This is a genomic window from Parabacteroides sp. D25 (assembly GCF_000307475.1).
Taxonomy (GTDB): domain Bacteria; phylum Bacteroidota; class Bacteroidia; order Bacteroidales; family Tannerellaceae; genus Parabacteroides; species Parabacteroides distasonis.
Window position 1 is genome coordinate 229,365 of sequence record NZ_JH976503.1, and the last position, 18,896, is coordinate 248,260.

13 protein-coding genes are annotated in these 18,896 nt (G+C 50.0%); 10 read left to right on the forward strand and 3 right to left on the reverse strand.

Annotation, left to right across the window (positions count from 1 at the left end; all coding sequences use genetic code 11):
- Window position 1: 1 nt before the first annotated feature.
- The 10 genes from HMPREF0999_RS11550 (at window position 2) to HMPREF0999_RS11595 (ending at window position 16,296) form a co-directional block, all read left to right on the forward strand.
- Entirely contained in the window at window positions 2-1,180 is a 1,179-nt protein-coding gene (locus tag HMPREF0999_RS11550) for a DUF4876 domain-containing protein (protein ID WP_009275980.1), read from the forward strand.
- A 6-nt stretch (window positions 1,181-1,186) separates the two neighbouring features.
- Window positions 1,187-2,704 (forward strand): DUF6850 family outer membrane beta-barrel protein, encoded by a 1,518-nt coding sequence (locus HMPREF0999_RS11555; RefSeq protein ID WP_009275981.1) that lies wholly within the window; start codon window positions 1,187-1,189, stop codon window positions 2,702-2,704.
- A gap of 14 nt (window positions 2,705-2,718) precedes the next feature.
- Window positions 2,719-5,208: a TonB-dependent receptor gene (locus HMPREF0999_RS11560; protein ID WP_009275982.1), complete on the forward strand. Its 2,490-nt coding sequence runs from the start codon at window positions 2,719-2,721 to the stop codon at window positions 5,206-5,208.
- A 4-nt stretch (window positions 5,209-5,212) separates the two neighbouring features.
- Window positions 5,213-6,817, forward strand: coding sequence for a helix-turn-helix domain-containing protein (locus HMPREF0999_RS11565; protein ID WP_009275983.1), 1,605 nt, complete (start codon window positions 5,213-5,215; stop codon window positions 6,815-6,817).
- 180 nt (window positions 6,818-6,997) lie between these two features.
- Window positions 6,998-7,387, forward strand: coding sequence for a helix-turn-helix domain-containing protein (locus HMPREF0999_RS11570; protein ID WP_005862182.1), 390 nt, complete (start codon window positions 6,998-7,000; stop codon window positions 7,385-7,387).
- An 8-nt stretch (window positions 7,388-7,395) separates the two neighbouring features.
- On the forward strand, window positions 7,396-8,250 hold the full coding sequence (locus tag HMPREF0999_RS11575; RefSeq protein ID WP_009017480.1) for a hypothetical protein: 855 nt from the start codon (window positions 7,396-7,398) through the stop codon (window positions 8,248-8,250).
- Window positions 8,251-8,271: 21 nt separating this feature from the next.
- Window positions 8,272-10,788 carry a hypothetical protein gene (locus tag HMPREF0999_RS11580; RefSeq protein ID WP_005856797.1) on the forward strand — a complete coding sequence of 839 codons (2,517 nt, stop codon included), beginning with the start codon at window positions 8,272-8,274 and terminating at the stop codon, window positions 10,786-10,788.
- Window positions 10,789-10,802: 14 nt separating this feature from the next.
- Window positions 10,803-12,296: an NAD-dependent dihydropyrimidine dehydrogenase subunit PreA gene (gene preA, locus HMPREF0999_RS11585; RefSeq protein WP_009275984.1), complete on the forward strand. Its 1,494-nt coding sequence runs from the start codon at window positions 10,803-10,805 to the stop codon at window positions 12,294-12,296.
- A 4-nt stretch (window positions 12,297-12,300) separates the two neighbouring features.
- Window positions 12,301-14,436, forward strand: a complete 2,136-nt coding sequence (locus tag HMPREF0999_RS11590) for a DUF5686 family protein (RefSeq protein ID WP_005856793.1) — start codon at window positions 12,301-12,303, stop codon at window positions 14,434-14,436.
- An 18-nt stretch (window positions 14,437-14,454) separates the two neighbouring features.
- Complete coding sequence (locus tag HMPREF0999_RS11595) at window positions 14,455-16,296, forward strand: hypothetical protein (RefSeq protein WP_005856791.1); 1,842 nt, start codon at window positions 14,455-14,457, stop codon at window positions 16,294-16,296.
- Between the two features lie 101 nt (window positions 16,297-16,397).
- On the opposite strand, the gene HMPREF0999_RS11600 is transcribed toward HMPREF0999_RS11595, so the two are convergent.
- The 3 genes from HMPREF0999_RS11600 to HMPREF0999_RS11610 are packed head-to-tail and all read right to left on the reverse strand — an operon-like array spanning window position 16,398 to window position 18,878.
- On the reverse strand, window positions 16,398-17,012 hold the full coding sequence (locus tag HMPREF0999_RS11600) for an aminotransferase class IV family protein (protein ID WP_005856789.1): 615 nt from the start codon (window positions 17,010-17,012) through the stop codon (window positions 16,398-16,400).
- Window positions 16,996-18,003: an aminodeoxychorismate synthase component I gene (locus HMPREF0999_RS11605; RefSeq protein WP_005856787.1), complete on the reverse strand. Its 1,008-nt coding sequence runs from the start codon at window positions 18,001-18,003 to the stop codon at window positions 16,996-16,998. Before HMPREF0999_RS11605 ends, HMPREF0999_RS11600 begins: the two co-directional genes overlap by 17 nt.
- Complete coding sequence (locus tag HMPREF0999_RS11610) at window positions 18,003-18,878, reverse strand: carbon-nitrogen hydrolase (RefSeq protein ID WP_005856785.1); 876 nt, start codon at window positions 18,876-18,878, stop codon at window positions 18,003-18,005. The genes HMPREF0999_RS11605 and HMPREF0999_RS11610 overlap by 1 nt, the downstream gene beginning before the upstream one ends.
- Window positions 18,879-18,896 lie beyond the last annotated feature (18 nt).

Here is an 18,896-nt window from a genome sequence, read left to right on the forward strand (position 1 = left end):
CATGATAGACAAACATCTTTCTCTCCTCACCCACCTGCTCTGTCTGTGTTTTCTGGCAGGATGCGAGAATGAGTATTTCAAAACGGGGAGTATCCATATCCAATTGAAGAAACCTTCCGGATACGCAGATATCTCCTTGGCGAATATCCCGGTCACACTAATCAATCAAAGTATAGGCTGTGTCTACACCACGACCACCGACACAAATGGACTAGCTCTATTTGAACTAACCGCTGGCATATGCGCAATCTCCGCAAATCAGGAAACCACGACTGGCAACAGGGATTATATATTGAGTGGTAGCCTCTCCAATATCCAGTTCGAGGCCAATGGAGAAGAACGATCCGTGGAAATACCTTTGGAAGTGTCCGAACGAGGCCGTCTGCTGATTAGCGAGATTTATTTCAGCGGTTGTCTCTGGCCTGACGGGAAAAATGTCTATAATAAAGATCAATACCTCACGTTGGTCAATAACTCCGATGACTTGATTTTCCTAGATGGCCTATGTATCGCACAAGCAGGGCCCGTAAGCGTGACAAAGCCTTCCGGATGGATGCTCCATACCGATATGAAAGAAATACCTTTATTCATGATGTGCTGGGAGTTTCCGGGAACGGGAACCGAATATCCCATTCAACCGGGGGAGCGACAAACGATAGCGATTAACGCCATAAACCATACCAATAGCGAAGTGGGAGTTCCGGCCTCGCTCGATTTATCCAGCGTGGAATGGGCTTTTTGGGATCCTATCTTGACCGGAAGCCAAATCTCCGCCGGTGTAAAACCTCTAAACTTGGTATGGCGTGGCACCGGTTTCTCCTATCTGTTTTCCATGAACGGCCCGACGATCCTCTTGTTCCGTCCCAAAACGGACTTAAGAGAATGGATCGCCAATCCGGATCACATCCAAAAAGAACCTGAGAGTTTCAATACGCTAAAATACCTCCATATACCCGCTGATTGGGTGCTGGATATCGCGAATTTCGTCTCTTCAACCTCTACGGTAGCTTACACACGTATCCCATCTTCTATGGATGTGAGTCCGGGTATAGCCACGTCCGGCGGTTCCGGCCTGGCAATGCGTCGGAAATATGAGCAAGAGGGGAAACGCTTCCGCTGGAAAGATTCCAATAACACCGCCGAGGATTTCGAGAAAAGTCCACCTTCCTTAAAACGGTAAGCCTCTATGAAGATCACTATCATTCTATGTATGATATCAATATCTGTCTATGCCTCACGGTCATGGGCTCAACAAGAAAGCGCATGGGCTTTATCCACCAATCCTGTCAGCATCAGCTATGTGCCTAAGGACAGCGCTATGGAAGCTGGTTTAAGTTATTTGATCCATCAAGCCGCCTTGCCTGCCAGCGACCAGCCGGATCAAACACAGACCTATAGGGCTTATGTATCCGGTAACCGAAAGCTGGGTCTGCTTTGGCTGGCGGGTGGTATCGATTGGTCGCAAAGCCTACTGGAAGGGAGAAAATGGAATTTATTATCGCAACCGGACTATCTGATTACGGCCGGCGATTCCTTGGGAGAGCCACAACGCATCGAGAAATACAGGATCTACGGACAAGCGGCTTACGTCTTATCCCCGAAAATCAAGGTCGGGATAGATGGAGACTATACAGCTACAAGCAACGAAGATCGCTCCTCTTACCATATCTACCATGGGATGGCACACTTAATCCGGATATCAGGAGGTATCGTTTACGAACAAGTACGCAGACGCTTTGGAGCCTCGATCCATTATACCCATCGTACAGAGGAATTAACGTATGATACGGATAGTAAAGATAAACTTTATACATTTCCTCTGGGTTATTGGCTTCCGATGCAAGAATTATCGGGAAGTTTCCTGTTTCGCAGTCAAGGAAAACGCCTAGGTGTTTCCTTGCAAGCGGAAACCCTAAAAGAGCATTGGAGTCTTTTCCATGATCTCTCCTACGAGACCCAGCAATTAGCGGACAATCCCAATAACTCCGGCAACTTGAGAGGCTGGGAAGAACGGCTGCATCAAATCAGTTACCAAAGTCATTTTACCCGAACGAATAAATCGTGGACGCATATCTGGTCGCCCACAGCCCGATTCAACCAAACTACGGCCAACCGCATATTACAACGGAATCCCACCACAAGCTCGTCTGCCATATGGACTACATTCGCCACCTATCGCCTAGCAAGGCAACGGATGTTATCTACCCAACTAAGTTACGAGGCGACAAAGAATGATACTTCGAGCGAAAAGGTATCCACATGGCAAATGACTGTCGGATGGAATCGTTTGGAAAATGATTTCTACATATATCCTTTTACGGTCAAACAATATACAGGGCTCTTCCACGGAGAGGTCGCGTTTTTTCGACAAATCCGCCTACCTAAAGAAAACAAGGTAAGTATCCGCCCGTCCGTGTATATCGTATCGGGCTATGGTACCGAGATCAAATGGGAGAAGGAAACGCAGAAGGATGAGAATGGCTCAGCAGAAATCAAGCTAGAGCAGAACATGCAAAAAGTGAACGAGGATTTTATTGCTCGCATGGCAACCCGTCTGGGTATCGGTACGGAAATGGAATATCGGCATCCCATTCATTCCGCCTTATCAGCGGGATTTCGTTTAAAGGGTAGTCTCGAACAAACGACAAGTCCTCAATCGACCCTCGGAGGGGGTGGAAACTTCAGTATTGTCATCTGGCTATAAATAGGTCTAATACTATGCGTTACTCAACTTTGTACAAAATACCAATAAGGATCGTGACGATATTTCTCTTATTATCATCACTTCATCCGGGCAATTACCTTCACGGGCAAGAGCAACCGGATACTCTGTCCTTCTATTTACCCAATATTTTGGTAACAGCCATCGAGTCTAAGACTCCGGGTACGGTTTCCTTGCTTCCTGCATCAACATTGGAACACACGCAACCGATCACAATCGCTGATCTGACACAGTTATTACCAGGAGGTCTCACCAATAATTCAGGGGTGACAGACGCACAATATTTCTCAGTGCGGGAGGTTTCTTTAAAGAACGGGGTAAACCAATTTCATAAGAACGCAGCTATGGGTGCCCAAATATGGGTAGACGGCTCTCCTCTTCATTTCAACACCGGCATCAACGAGCCTTACGAAGGATATGATGCCCGTTTTCTATCTCTCAACCAAGTGAAAGAGGCGGAAATCATCCGGGGAATACCTTCTGCCCGGTACGGAAACTTAACAAATAGCGTATTATTACTCAAGACTCATCAAGGTAGAATGCCTCTCTCCACCAGCATACGTTACAATCCGAAACTGAAACAATATATGCTTGGAAAAGGCTTCTGTATCTCCCCACAAGGCCATACGCTCAACCTGTTAGCGGACTATACCAGCCAAGGCGATTTCCATACCGGCGGCATACGCTTGGCAAACCTTTGCCATTGGTTGCCCACAGGGAAAAAACTAGAATTAAGCCTTACTTACACCTCTCGCATAGGAAAGGAAAAGCAATTCGTCAACGAGCAGAATCATACACAAAGACAACGATTGGATCAGCGATTTTCCATACAAGGGGAATGGCAACCCGACCGACGTTGGCTCAAGAAGCTGTCTCTGAGAATAGACGGTTCCCTTCAAAAAAGCAAACAAACAAAGAGTCAGGTCAACAATGCCTCTAGCCAGCTTTATACAGACCAGAAAGAGAGCGGCGAATGGGAAGCCCATGTTTTATCCTCAAACTACATGTACACATTAGTCAATGAAAGCCGACCTTTTTATGTAGAAACCGAGATGCTGGCGTCTACCTCATTTCCGCTACGGCAGAGACGTGAAATCAGCTTAGCCGCCGGATTCTCATGGCGTGGTGAGGGCAACGAAGGGCGAGGCAGGGATTTCGATCGGCAAAGGCCTCCTTCTACATCTATCCGTCCCCGCTCATTCCGGGAAATCCCATCCTTGCATACGTTCGGTGGCTTCATTGAGGCCACATACCGGACTCCCAACCTCCATGTAGAAGCCGGATTAAGAAATCAAGGATTGAAAAGCCGGGATTATGCCTTAATCTATCAGACAGAACCTCGCCTGAATCTCTTATGGTCTCTCTGCTCCTCTCCCTCCGGCTATACATTGAGTTTAAAAGCCGGGGTCGGATGGATCAGTTTCATGCCGACATTGGAAAAACTCTACCCGGAAGCTATTTATAATGATAAGGTCTCTTTCTATTATAATGATAGCAATGAAAGTGGAAACACCCTTGGTATTCTCACGACACATGCCCCCGGAATGGAACGAAATATGAAATTAAAACCTACCGTAAATCGAAAGATAGAGGTTGGCCTTATAGGGAAGACTCCGGCCATCCGACTAGACATGACCGTTTTTTTCGAGAAACAAACGGATGGCTTTTCCTCCTCGGCGCAATATATTCCGTTCAGCTATCGGGAATATGATTATCTATCAACCGCCCAACTTCGTCCTGAATACAAAGATGGACAGGTATGGGTGAACGGTAAGGCTGTCCCTTATCAAGAGAAATATAGTTACACGCCGGTATCTGTACCAGTCAATACACTCCATAGGAAGAAACATGGGATTGAGATGGTAGCGGACCTCGGGACTTTCTCACCCTTGCGTACCTCCCTAATCGTAGACGGGATTTGGTTATATGTACGAGAAAAGAATACGGCCCTTAACGGGATCTGGCCGATCCAGTACACAGATAAAACAGAATACCCCTACGTAGGTTTTTACGACAGGCAAGGCGGACCGGGAAATGAAAGTCGTTCGGAGATCATCTCCACGAACTTCCGTTTCATCACCCGCATCCCCAGAATCGGACTGGTCACTACCCTTACGTGGCAAATGATATGGCTCTATAAATATCGTACGCTCTACAACGGTAGCACTGGCGAGAATGTATGGCCCCTATATTGGTGTGGAACAGACGGAATCATACATCCGTTCACCGAGGCACAGAAAGAGGATCCAGCCTTTGCGCCTTTACTCTCCACCACCGCACCGGAACGATTCCTACCAAACTCTTATAAACCATATGGTATGCTGAATATTCGGGTAAACAAAGCTTTCGGAGAGCACATCACGCTGGCATTCTTTGCCAACAACCTCGCCGATTTACGCCCCACTCGCTATTCAGCCAGCACGAGATCTTACCTTCAACAAAATACCCAGCCTTTTTTCGGTCTGGAATTACAAATAAAACTATGACATCATGAAAACAAGCATACTTTACATATTCCTACTGTCAGTCCTTTACGCCTGCGACTCCCACTCTCTTCTTCCACCCAAGCAGCAATTGGATCAGCAAATAGCGCAACTGAATGATTATTCTTTGTTGAGCGGTCGCTTGAACGACCAGCTATGCGAAGAGATAGAAACCCATGCCCAAGAAATAGGGAATGACTCGCTTTTGCTGGCAACCCGCCAAATCATATACACTCGCTATTGCAGATTACAGGACACGGCTCATGCGAGAATGCTACTCGACCGCATGAAACCTTATGCCATCCGCATAAAAGACAAGCACCTTCTCATGAATCACCTGCGTATGGCATTTCTTCACGCACAGACACGCCAACCCGCAGAATGCGAGCGATGGATAAACGAGGCACGAAAATATGCATATATAAATCCTCAAAACTGGTATATCACGGCGGCTAACGCTTGTCTTGAATGTGGATTATATCCCCAAGCACTCATCTATGCGGATTCAGCATTGGTGAACTTGAAATATAAAGTGATAAGCTCTCCTCACTTAGTAAAAGCTATAGCATTAAGCCGTACGGGAAAGACCGCCGAAGCGGAGGAATGGACCAAACGATGCATTACCGATATCCGCCACTTTCAGGCGAAACACCAAATACACACGATCAGCTATCTGCAATATCAACTCTTCATGGAATACGCCGTCTCTCTCCGGAAACATGGAAAAAACAAAGAGGCACTATCCGTATTGGAGGAATTAGACAGAGTCTCATTCAATAATGTCGCCACGCCTCTCTTGAGGAACAAAGACAATATCGAGGAATATAAGGTGCGTGTGGCACGTATGTTGTCCGAATGCTATTATACGACCGGAAATCAATCGGAAGCCATCCAACAGGCAAACCGGGCTGACTCCCTACAATCCCATTATGCCCAAGAGCAAATGAACATACGCAGAAAGATGATCAGCGAAAGCCTACAAAACGAACTATTATCCACCCGCTTAAAAAGTCAGAAGATGGAGGCGGAACAGGCACGGCTCATCCAGTATATCCTAACCGGAATCATTATTTTACTCATGGCTATCCTAACCGGAGGATATCTTTGGTGGAGAAATCATCGCCATCGCCTACGCCAGTTATTCGATTTATTGATAAGCCATCATGCAGCTTGGTTGCTAATACACGATCCACTTCCGCTAATCTCCCGGCCACAAATAAAGTTACCAGATCATTCAGAGGCAAACACCGAGGTCACAACAAAAGCTGATAATCTCCTATATCAACGAATCCTATCAGTTATGAAAGAGCAAAAGCCTTTCTTAAATCCTAATCTCGACCTTGTGACCCTCTCCCGTCTAGTGGGTACTAACCGAACACAACTATCCACCACCCTCAATAGGCAGACGGGAATGAACTTCAGTCGTTGGCTGGCTGAATACAGGGTACACCACCTCCTTTCGCTCGTCGCCCTACGTCCCGACAGCGACATCACCGCACTAGCCTCCGAATCAGGCTTCACCTCCCGAACCTCCTTCTTCCGGCAGTTCCGGCAAGTCACCGGACTTACGCCCAACCAATACAGAAACGTACGAAAAGAGACCGGCAAATAATCTGTTAAAGTACGTGTCTAGCCTTTGATGCAGGGGCTTTACGGCCTTTGGTGTACCAGATCGTTCGGATCAAGTTTCAATACGTTCGCATCTTTTCTCATCCCTTGATTTACCAAATGGGACTGTCTATATTTGACCTCGCAAGTCCCTCTTATGCGGGTTACTTAAGACAGTACCAATATGGAAGAAAAGCAAAAGCCATCCCTAATCGAACGCAGGCTATATGCCCGCATCTTACAAATCATGGAGGATAAGAAGCCTTATCTCGATCCACAGTTCAATTTGTGCCAGTTGGCCAACCTCGCTTGCACGAACCGTACCCGGCTATCCTCTACCTTGAACAATCAGACGGGTATGAACTTCAGTCGCTGGCTGGCTATCTATCGGGTAGAGTACCTCATACGGGAATTTTCCAAGTGCCTCACACAAGAGCCGCAGGAGTTATACAAGACGGCTGGGTTTACCTCCCGTACCTCTTTCTACCGCCAATTCAAGGAGGTGACGGGCAACACTCCCATCGAGTACTTCGCCAACCTATATTATAACAACGTAAATGATTCAACTAAATAAATAGCGATATGAGACATTTTACACTCCTACTCTTATCCGTTTTTACTGTCTATCAAGCCAAGGCGGATATATTGATCCCCTTAGACAAATATCCTACGGGGGAAAAACGTTTCAACTTACAGATCAACGGAAGTCACGATACCAGTACCCCTTGGCTCTCCACCACGTCATTTGGCGTGGATGAAGATGGGCAGATGGGAAACCCGGAGAATTGGACATCCGAACAAATCGACGAGGACAATCACTCGGTAAGTCACCGACTCATCATGAACAGTATTTCCCTGCGCCTCTCCTATCGTGTATGGGACAATCTCAGCCTGTGGGCAGGCATCGGTACCACCAACTTCACCCACGAGGAGACTTTCCGAGATGATGACGACCTAAGCAGTACCATCTTCAGCAAGAACATGGTACCCATCTACAGCGGAGGGCTAGGTTACGGCCATGCCTTCACCGACCGCTTTTTCATGTCTACCCAACCCGGCGTGCGCTATGCCAACAGCGATAACATGACCACCGAGGTGTATTACCAAGGCAAGACCATCCCCTTGCGAGACCTCAGCCTCAACCGCCGTTACCTAGAGTGGACCGTGCCCGTGGTGGCCGGATACGCACTGGGGAATTTCGTGCCCTATGCCGGCATCCTCTACAAGGACTACACGATGAAAGACCGGTACGAGTTCACCAAGACATATGCCGGCAAGGACTATACCGTTCGTATCGACGAGACTTTCCACGCCCGTCACAAGCTGTACGCTTTGGCCGGGGTGAACTATTTCCTCGCTGACAACATCTCGCTCGGAGTAAACGGGAGCTTCGGCAAGAGGCAGTCCGTACAGTTACAATTCAATATCAGTTTCTAAACCTCTTAAACAGATATATACATGAGAACGACACTCAAAGCACAAGCGATACGGCTGATCGCCGTATTTTTGCTTATCACCGCCTCTACCACCACCGTCAAGGCACAGATCAGCCAACATCCCGAACTGTATAAGGTGAAAGAATTCCACAATTACGAATCAGACGGAGGTGCCTATTACTGCTTCACCGACGCACAATACTACCAAGGGAAGCTCTACGGGGTCTACATAAATAATAACGGACCTTCAGCCGTATGCCTCACGGCTTTCGAGGTGAACGGCGAGACCCAGACAATGAAGCAATCTACCATTGGTGAAACCAATAAAAAAGAGATCCGTCTCAATGAGTTCGGCGTATACCAAGATGCCGAGATCATCGTATACCGTAATCGCTTCTATGTGCTCTGGAAGAATAATACCAATGGCCAGATATGGATCGGCGAGGTGGATATGAAAAAGGGAGAATACAAGAAAACCCGTATGCTTGATGACGGGAAAACTTACGCCAACTTCGCCGCCACCATCTACCGTGACAAGATCTGCGTCATCCTACACCGCCGCACCAACAAGAAACTGCAAGTCTACCAATACGGCGACCCCGAGCTGAACAGCGGCTGGGACTGGTGCGGCACCGTGCGCAACGCCGGACACGATAATATCGAGCTAAAAGGCTCAACAGGCATATCAATGGAATACGATCCCGACGACCACTGGGACGCCACCTCGTGGTACGGCTACGACGACACCGAGAAAAAGAACGTGGAAAAACTCATCGTAGGCCGACTCAAGAGCGGTGCATTCGAGGCATTCAGCTACAGCGGCGAATATGGCAAGGATAACACATGGCCCTCCAAGTGGGAAGAATACGCACACCACGACATAGGCCGCTCGAAGACCTTCTCACTCAAGCTCATCCAAGCTGACATCGAAGGCTATGCGGCCGACAATACCAATGGCTACAAAGCGTCCTCAAATCCCCTAATCTTCAGCTACTGTTCCTATGATGGCAAAGGGACGGGTGAACACTTCCTAAAGAAATTCTACCCCGGCAGCAACAGCTTCGCCGCCGACGCACCCATCTACACTGACCTGCCCTACGGCTACACGGCCGTAGCCACCGCAGCAGATCCTACCACTGAGACAGCTCCCGGCGGAGGACTCTACTACAAGCAATATATCTATCTACTGCGGGGTAACCAGCAACCATACCACTGGTTCAAGCACTCCTACGTCGCCTCCATCCGATCTAACGAGATCGTGGAGAGACGTAGTTCTTTCAACGACGAGAAGGCCTTATTCGGCAACAGCGAGTTACGCAATCTCGTGCGCCTCGTCGGCATCATCGAAGGACCACCTCCAACGGTAGTGGATAATAACGAGTGGTTCGGCGACCTCGGCGTAGCCTCAAGCCTTGCCTTCACCATGGGATCGGGCACCAGCAACTCCGTGAGCCGACTCTATAAAAGTGATCTAAAATGCTCCTTCGGACCGCATACGGATAAACTCACGGCAGCATTCGGCGGCGGATACTCCTTCCAGAAACAACACGAGGAAGTAACAAGCCAGTCCGAGTCCATCACCGTTACCTTCGAAGCAAACGACACAGCAGACTACCGGGCCATCGCCCTCTACTCTGTACCCATTCTGACCCGTTGCGACCTAGAATACCTCTCCCCCACCCGGAGACAGAGTGTACGAATGCCCATATTCAGCTATACTTACATGACACGACAGAGTATCAAACAAGTAGAAGTGCCTCTCGACCTAGAGCCTTTCCGCATAGACAATCCAAGCAAACTTGGAGACTGGGAGGCCCGTGAGATCCTCACCATGACCGCCAGCGAGCCAAATGTCAGCAAGTCCGTCAACTTCAGCCTCAACTCCGAACGGATCGACATGACGCTGGAAACCAGCGGCACAATCTCCGACAGTCAGACCAAAGGTGCCATCAGCCTTATGGATTTGAAATTCCCCTTCTTTCAACTGGAGAACCAAAGTTCTTGGGAATGGACAGACCAGACCACGGCGACAACCTCGCAGGGTATCAGCGCATCCTATTCGAAGATACGACGCACGGACAAGCACGTCAGGCCGGAAGAGACAGCCGAGTCCTTCTCATCCACCCTCTATCTGCTCACTGCCGAGAAGTCGAACACGCTCCGTGACCAGTACTACCCCAAGCTACTCGAACGGAAGATTAGCTTCGGCACCGACACCTTTCCCTTCATGGTAAACAGCGACAAACCCTTCGTATTGGCGTGGGACATCAACAACATCACCTATGTACGAGGTGACGTGAGCATCACCGGAAATGAGGTGGTAACGGCCGACGAGCCCCTATCTATCCGCTTTCTCAACGGCATGCTTACGGTAGACTGCCTGCCGGGAGCCACCGTCAACGTCTACAGCATGAACGGCACGTTGGCTGGTCACCAGCAAGCGGTATCCGGAAAAGCAATCTTCAGCCTGCCCGGACACCTGTACACCGTGGAGGTCGTGACCGAACGTTACCGGAAAGTACAGAAAGTAGTGAGATAATACAGTTAGAAGCCATGAAGACAAACCTCCTCCAGAGAAAACGCCTCCTAACGGAAGAATCGAATCGCTGTTATCTATGCGATGCCCCTGTCTGCACAAAGGCATGCAAGCCCGGACTAGATCCGGGCCGCTTGCTGCGGGCCTGTAAAATGGACAACCTAGCGGGAGCTATCCTCCGGGCCTACCAGATGGAAGCCTGCAGGGATTGCGACGGGCATCCTTGCGAGAAGGCCTGCCTCCGCGGACGAACCGACCGGGCGATATCCATCACTCAAATCGTACGGCAATTGCAAGATATGCCAAACCCGACGGATAGTTCTCCCCTCACTTCGTCTCCGGACTTGGCGATCGACTTTTGCGGCATCCGCTGCGCCAATCCCTTTATACTGGCCTCCTCACCCGTAGCCCATAATTACGAGATATGCGTCCGGGCCCTCGAAGCCGGTTGGGCCGGTATCTGCTTCAAGACAATATCATTCTATCCGAGCCATGAGGTATCCCCCCGCTTCGACCAAATGGAGGTGGATGGCGTGCCTTTCATCGGATTCAAGAACATGGAACAATTGTCGGAAGCCTCTGTCGAAGAGAATTTCGATACTCTCTATCGCCTCAAGCAACGCTATCCTGACAAATTAATCATCTCCTCCATTATGGGACGGACAGACGATGAGTGGACACGGCTTGCCCAATATTCCACGCAGGCTGGGGCCGATATCATTGAGTGTAACTTCTCTTGTCCACAAATGACGCAAGAAGGGATGGGCAGCGACGTAGGACAAAGCCCGGAACTGGTACGCCGGTTCACCGCCGCCACACGCCGGGGTACCCATCTGCCGATACTAGCGAAGATGACACCGAATATCGGGCAGATGACACCCGTGGCGCTCGCCGCCCACGAAGGAGGAGCCACCGGGATAGCCGCCATCAACACCATCAAATGTATCACCCGTATCGATGAGAAAGCACTTACGGCCCGGCCCGTTGTCTGCGGACTGAGCAGCGTGTCCGGCTATTCGGGGAAAGCCGTGCGCCCTATCGCTCTCCGGTTCATACATGAGCTGGCGAGCGATCCTTCTGCCGGCAAGATGCCTATCAGCGGGATAGGCGGTATAGAGACTTGGCGGGATGCCCTCGATTTCCTGCTACTAGGCTGCACGAACCTACAGATATGTACCGCCGTGATGCAATACGGCTTCCGGATCATCGACGATCTATGCGAAGGGTTACGACTGTTCATGCAAGAGAACGGATATAAAACCCTATCCGACCTCATAGGTATCGCTTTACCGAACATCGTACCCCCCGAGAAACTGGAACGTACGCAGATACACCGCCCGACAGTAGATAACAGCCTATGCCTCGGCTGCGGACGCTGTTTCGTTTCCTGTAACGACGGTGGACATCAAGCTATCCGTTTCACCTCTATGCGCAAACCGGTGATAGACGAGCAAAAATGTGTCGGCTGCCATCTTTGCGCATTAGTATGCCCAACCTTCGCCATACATTGACAGGATGAGGATCGAGACGGGACACCTTATTCTACTATCCATACTTCTTCTGTGCCCGCTAGTCCATTCAGACCTGCGGGCACAAAAGAAGACACCCGTCACACGAGCCGACTCCATCATGCGGCAGGTAATCCATCAAGCCCCCATCTACGAGCACGTCCTCGAGAGCTATGAAGCGGAGACCTACGTGAAAGGCCGTACGCACGTTCCCCGGAAGAACAAGCTGCTACGATACGCCTATCTGGTCTTCCCGATAGAGCGTCATCCCCGCGATGCCTTCTTCGAGATGAGTGGCCTCACCCGCTACGACGCTCCCAACCATTATCGCAACGAGATTGTAGCCATCAACAGCAGCCATCTCGCCGCCGGAAGGCATTACAAGGAGATAGCCTCGTTCGTCAACTTGAACGTCTACTCCCCCACGATCTACAATAAGGGAATGATCATGCCACTCTCGCCCGATGCTTTCAAATATTACACGTTTCGGCAGGAAGGCACGGACACGATCTCCGGCATCCCTGTGTATAACATCCGTTTCACCCCTCGCCAATGGAGCCAGAAACTACTATCCGGAAACCTGTACGTAACCGACGAACTCTGGACCATCGACCGTATCGAGATACAAGGGCACTCCTCTTTCTCCGAGTTCAACCTAAGCATACGTTTCAACCGTGACGAGAAGCATTTCATCCTCCCGGAAGAGGCTGACCTGCAAGTCTGCTACCATGCCCTAGGCAACCGGATAGAGAGCGACATCCACGCCGCTTTCCGCTATAAATCGATCTCTTGGGTAGAGGAAGACCATGAGAGCAGGAAATTATACTCGCTCGATCAAACCCAATACTATACGATCACCTCCGACACACTCTCCTTTACCCAAGACAGCACTTATTGGAACAGCCGGAGGGACAAGCCGCTCACTACCGACGAGAAAGCCTTGTACACCACCGGAACGAACGTGGTGAGGACGGAAGCGGACAGCAGCGCTCTCACTCGCTACCTCCAACTCGGCGAGCGGCTCACCAGCACGGTCAACAGGGATTACAAGAGTACTCGTGTGAAGTATTCCGGCCTTCTCAACCCGTTCCAGCTATCTTTCGGAAGCAACGGGATCACCTATAAGCAAGAAGCACGTATCAGTAAGACATTCGAGCATGACCGTCAGCTACGCTTCCACCCCGAGATCGGTTTCCTATTCAAGGAGAAAGAGCTACGCCTACGGCTAACAACCGACTGGGAGTATCACCCCGAGCGTCAAGGCATCCTCAACCTCACGATAGCCAATGACAACCAAAGCTATTCCTCCGAAGTGATCCACCAGATCAACGAGATCCTAAAAGATACCCCAATCCGTTTCGACGATCTCAACTTGAAGTATTTCCAGCACTACTATGCCAAGCTGATGAACCAGATAGAACTGATGAACGGCTTCCGGCTCTCGGCCGGACTCGCATACCACCATCGTACGCCCGTGAAAAAGAGCAAGGATACCGGATTGGATATTAAGGATCATAATGAGTTCACCCCGGTTATCGGCCTTACCTACACGCCCCGGCAATATTACTGGATGGACGGCTACCGGAAAGAGTACCTGCATTCCCATTACCCGACCTTCCGGATCGAGCTGGCACGAAGCATACCGGACCTGCTCGGCTGTACGGGAAATTATTGGCGGATGGAGGCCGGCATGAACCAGACCGTACGGCTGGGCTTATCCGAACGACTGAGTTACAATCTAAGCGGTGGACTCTTTTTTAACCAGCATAACATGTACTTCGCCGATTTCAGCTATTTCGCCAAACGTTATTTCCCCGAGCCTTGGGGCGACCGGTTTGGCGGGATCTTTCATAATCTAGGTGGGGATTGGTGCAATGCCTCCGACAAATATATTCAAGGGCACCTCATGTACGAGAGCCCATTCATTCTATTGCGATTCCTCAAGCCCAATCCCAAGGCGCATAAATACCTCGTGTCCGAACGTTTCTACCTCAGCCAGCTATGGACTCCCGTATTGCCGAATTACAGCGAGCTCGGGTATGGTATCGGTAGCGACCTTTTTCATATAGCGCTTTTCCTAGGCTTCGAGAAGTTCAAGTATCAAAGCGTCGGATTGAAGTTCGCGCTTGAGTTATTCAGATAATTATAAACAAGTATAGATATGAACAAGAGAAACACTATTAAACAACTTCTTCACCGCGGATGCCTACTTATGGGTATCAGCGCAATAACAAGTTCGGCCTTCGCATGGGATTTCGCCGAGCATCGTAAGATCGGCGACCGTGCCATGAGCCTTCTCCCACGTTATCTGGTGGAAAATGGGATCTTCCCCAACGAGGCCGTCGCTGATAGCGCCTTGCTGCAGATCCTCAACATGTCGCATATGCCCGGCTCGAACGCCTACGCCATGAATGAGCTGACGCAGTTGCCGAATATCGTGACCTACGGTACGCTTTGCGGATTGGCCGGCGACCATGTGGAAAATCCCATGCTCTTGGAGACAGGCCTGCAGACCCATTTCTCCAAGACGAACCGTACGCTGGCTTTGGAGACACAAGCCATGAACGAGTTCCTCACCGGAGCCAACAGCAAGGAGTTGCTCGACATCAATCTGGCTTACGGTATCCTAGCAATCAAGGACCTCTCCCACTTCTACGCCTATGGCAAGGGATTGAACGAGCATCTGAAGATGATCGACCCCGAGCTGATCCGCCGCCTTCAACGCCCCTCGGAAGTAAACAAGGTCTTCGATAAATTAAATCAGTTGCCCTCCATGAGCAAGTATTTCTGCATCCACATCTTCGCCATCTATCTAGCACAAGAGGCAGGCAAAGAGATGTGTAAAGGAGATACGCGAATGGCGAGCAACCTTATGTTCTACGCCACGATGTACGAGGCTTTCGCCGAGCATTTCCTACAAGACTCCTTCGCCTCCGGACACCAAATGGTACGTAGGGGCTTCTCCGCCTCCGCCGTATCCAACAATAAGAGCCTGCACGATTTCTACAATACCATCCCCGTACAGACCGCTAACCTAAAAGGCGAGACATGGAGTGCTTACGGCGATAAACGTCTGAACCAAAACATGATGGAGTACAACGAGGCCGATGATTACCGGCATATCCGGGTAACGGAGAAACATCCTTATTCCTTGGAGAAAGGCGATAGCTACGAGCGGGAGACGAAGGTATTCTACCAAGTCGTGACCGCCACCTGCGAGTCTATCGTAGAAGTCTGGAAAGCCTACCAGAATGCCTTGGAAGGATCAGACGAGAATATCTTGAACGAGATCCCTTCCGAACGAGACGACCTACCTCAGTTCGTCTACGATCGTTTCCCGGTAATCAAGGATTTCCCGATCCCCTTCGGGACGAATTTGGATGACGTCCCCTTGGAAGCTTCCGTCGCCGACCGCAAGGATGAGCTACAGCTGATCGTACAAGAGCCTTTTACCCGCAACTTTATCCGGTCGAGGGTAGCCAACTCCTTCATGTTCCTGATCGGCACGCCGATCCATAGCAACCGGGATGGTGTCATGACGTATGGCGGTCGCTTGAACGTCAGCATGATCAATTGGCATAAGTTCGGGAAAGGGAAAGGCATGATCATGGAGCTGGGCGACATCGCTCATTGGGTATCCCCTACGATCTCCGGTTATTATATGCACGCCCCTTCCTCCTCCTACACGATCAAGAACTGGAACGTGAAGGCGGGCGCCAATTATAACATGGATATATTCGTTTCCCCGAAACGTTTCCTCGGCCTGTATAGTTATTTCGAGATGGGTATAGACCGCCGTAATGACGAGACCCGTTTCTTGGTAGCTCCCTCGGTCGGTATCCAGCTAGGTTCCCTGATCGGTGTCCATAATTTCAATATGCCGGGATGGTTACGCATCCCGTTGGGAATTATCCTCCCCTTGAAATTCGCCGTCACTTGCAATAAGGTGGCCGGCCGTCCCGTAGAATGGATCAGCAATATGGAGGTGGATATATTGTTCTAGGAAACACCTTGATTCATGCCTATACAGGTAAGAGACCACACAGATATCGGCGTAACCCCTTACCTGTATAGGCACTGGGCCACGCCGATACTCGCGTAGTGTCATACGTATATACGTGTGATCTCATCGATTTCGCCGAACCCGATCAAGGCGTTAAACAGACGGATCCGGGTATACTTAGGCAGATCCTCTACCGGGATATCCCCGGCCTGTACCAAGCCTTTATCCAATAAGTAAGCACGCATCGTACCACATAACAAAGGGCGTGCGGGAGTGATCCAAGAGGTGCCATTCCAAAGGGCGACATTGCAAATGGAAGTATCGGTCAGCAAACCGTCACGGATGATCAGGATATCGTCATGTCCCCCTCGTTGGGCGAATAAATCATTTAAGCATTGGCGATCCGTACTCTTATAGGAATAATCGATCTCATCGCATGTAACCAATCGCAAGGAATGAACCGGACGCATACGGTAAGGAACGTATTCTACCTGTAAGACCTCGCGGGTATATTCCACCCGGCATTTGGTACGTTCTTGATGAGGCCCCGGATGAATATAACCTGCGAGATCAATTTCTTCTCTCGCTCCGAATAGCTCCCTGCGGGTACGGTTCATCCGGGCATTATGGTACGGAAGGTTATGTATCCGTCCCTTCTCGATACGGATCGTCTCCACAAACGGACTCCCTGATAAGGTCTCAATAGATGGGCACATATACTTTTTGTTTCATTTCGTTATACTCCGATCTCACATCACTTTTAGAGGTGATTCCCCCACCGCTCTTGAAAACAAACGAATGGGGAGAGACTTGTTCCATAAAACGGATCATCACGGCGCTGTCTAAATCTTGGCCGTCAAAATACCCCATCACCCCCGTATAGAAGCCCCGCTCATAGGTTTCCGCCTCGGCGATGATCTCCAAGGTCTTTTTCTTGGGAGCGCCCGTGATGGAGCCGGCAGGCAAGAGGCTGAACAAAATCTCCCCGACATGGCCGTTCCATCCTTCCGGCAACCGGCCTCTTATCTCAGAGCTGACCTGCAACAAACTTCCGTTATGCGTACGCAGTTCATCGATATAACGATACCGGGGAACACAAACCTCGGAGGCTACGATACTCAAGTCATTCCGGATCAAGTCCACGATCGTGGCATGCTCCGCTGCTTCCTTGGGATCATCGAGGATACGTCTCCGGGCATCGGGCAGCGTAGCGTCAATCGTACCTTTCATGGGATACGAATAGATGAGACCATCCCGCGTCCGCACGAATATCTCGGGCGAGAATACCACGAAACGATCCCGCATCCAAAGCTTATACATCGCCTTGGAATGGTAAAAGATATCTTTCAAGGAGAGGTTCGTATATACCGGAGTAGCGCATGTCAAGTTTACCAAATAAGAATTACCCGCATGGATATGCCGGGAAACGGTCTCGAATGAATGGACATACTCCTCGAAAGAAACATACGAGGGCTGCCATTCAACAGGTTCTCCGGATATAAGATGAGAGGAATCCCGCAAGTTACATTCGTGATTTGTATTCGTAAAGCCGTTCAAATCGTACAATAACTCGGAGGGAGCGATCTCTTCCGGACTCTCCACATAGATCCGCTCTCGTTTATAATCAATGATAAAAAGAAAAGGCCGTCCCGCTTTCCCCATTTCGTTCATGCGGAAGACGGCCTCTTCTTGCGTGTATTCGGTCATTATACTAAAAATCGTTCTGTCAAACCACCAAACGCATCGATACGGCGATCCCGGAAGAAAGGCCACCAACGACGCACGTTCTCACTACGGGTCTTGTCGATCTCTATCACACGTACCTCCTCTTCGTCATTCGGGAATACGGTTAATAGCTCACCTTGGGGACCGGCCGCAAAACTGTTTCCCCAAAACCGGATACCGCCCGTTTGCCCCGAAGGGTCCGGCTCATGCCCGGTACGATTTACGGAAATGACCGGGAGTCCGTTCGCCACGGCATGTCCCCGCTGTATGGTCACCCACGCACCCAGCTGACGGTCCTTCTCTTCCTGCGTATCGCTACTTTCCCAGCCGATAGCGGTCGGATAGATCAACATCTCGGCGCCACGCATAGCCATCAAACGGGCTGCTTCCGGATACCATTGATCCCAGCAAACCAACACACCAAGACGCCCCACAGAGGTATCGATAGGCTCAAAGCCTAAATCACCGGGGGTAAAATAGAATTTCTCGTAATAAGCGGGGTCATCCGGGATATGCATCTTGCGGTATTTCCCGGCGATCGTACCGTCTTTCTCCAAGACGACGGCCGTGTTATGGTACAGGCCCGGGGCACGCTTCTCGAAAAGGGAAAGCACCAAGACGATACCCAATTCTTTCGCCAAGGCACCGAAGGTTTCCGTCGATGGGCCGGGGATCGTCTCTGCCAAGTCAAACATGCTCGTATCTTCCGTCTGGCAGAAATACAGGCCGTTATGCAGTTCTTGCAAGACGACCAATTCCGCTCCCTCCCGGGCAGCCTTACGGATATTTACCTTTAGCTTCTCTATATTCGCCGCTCTGTCAGCGGTATTCTTTTGTTGTATTAATCCTACTTTCATATTTAATTGGTTGTAGTT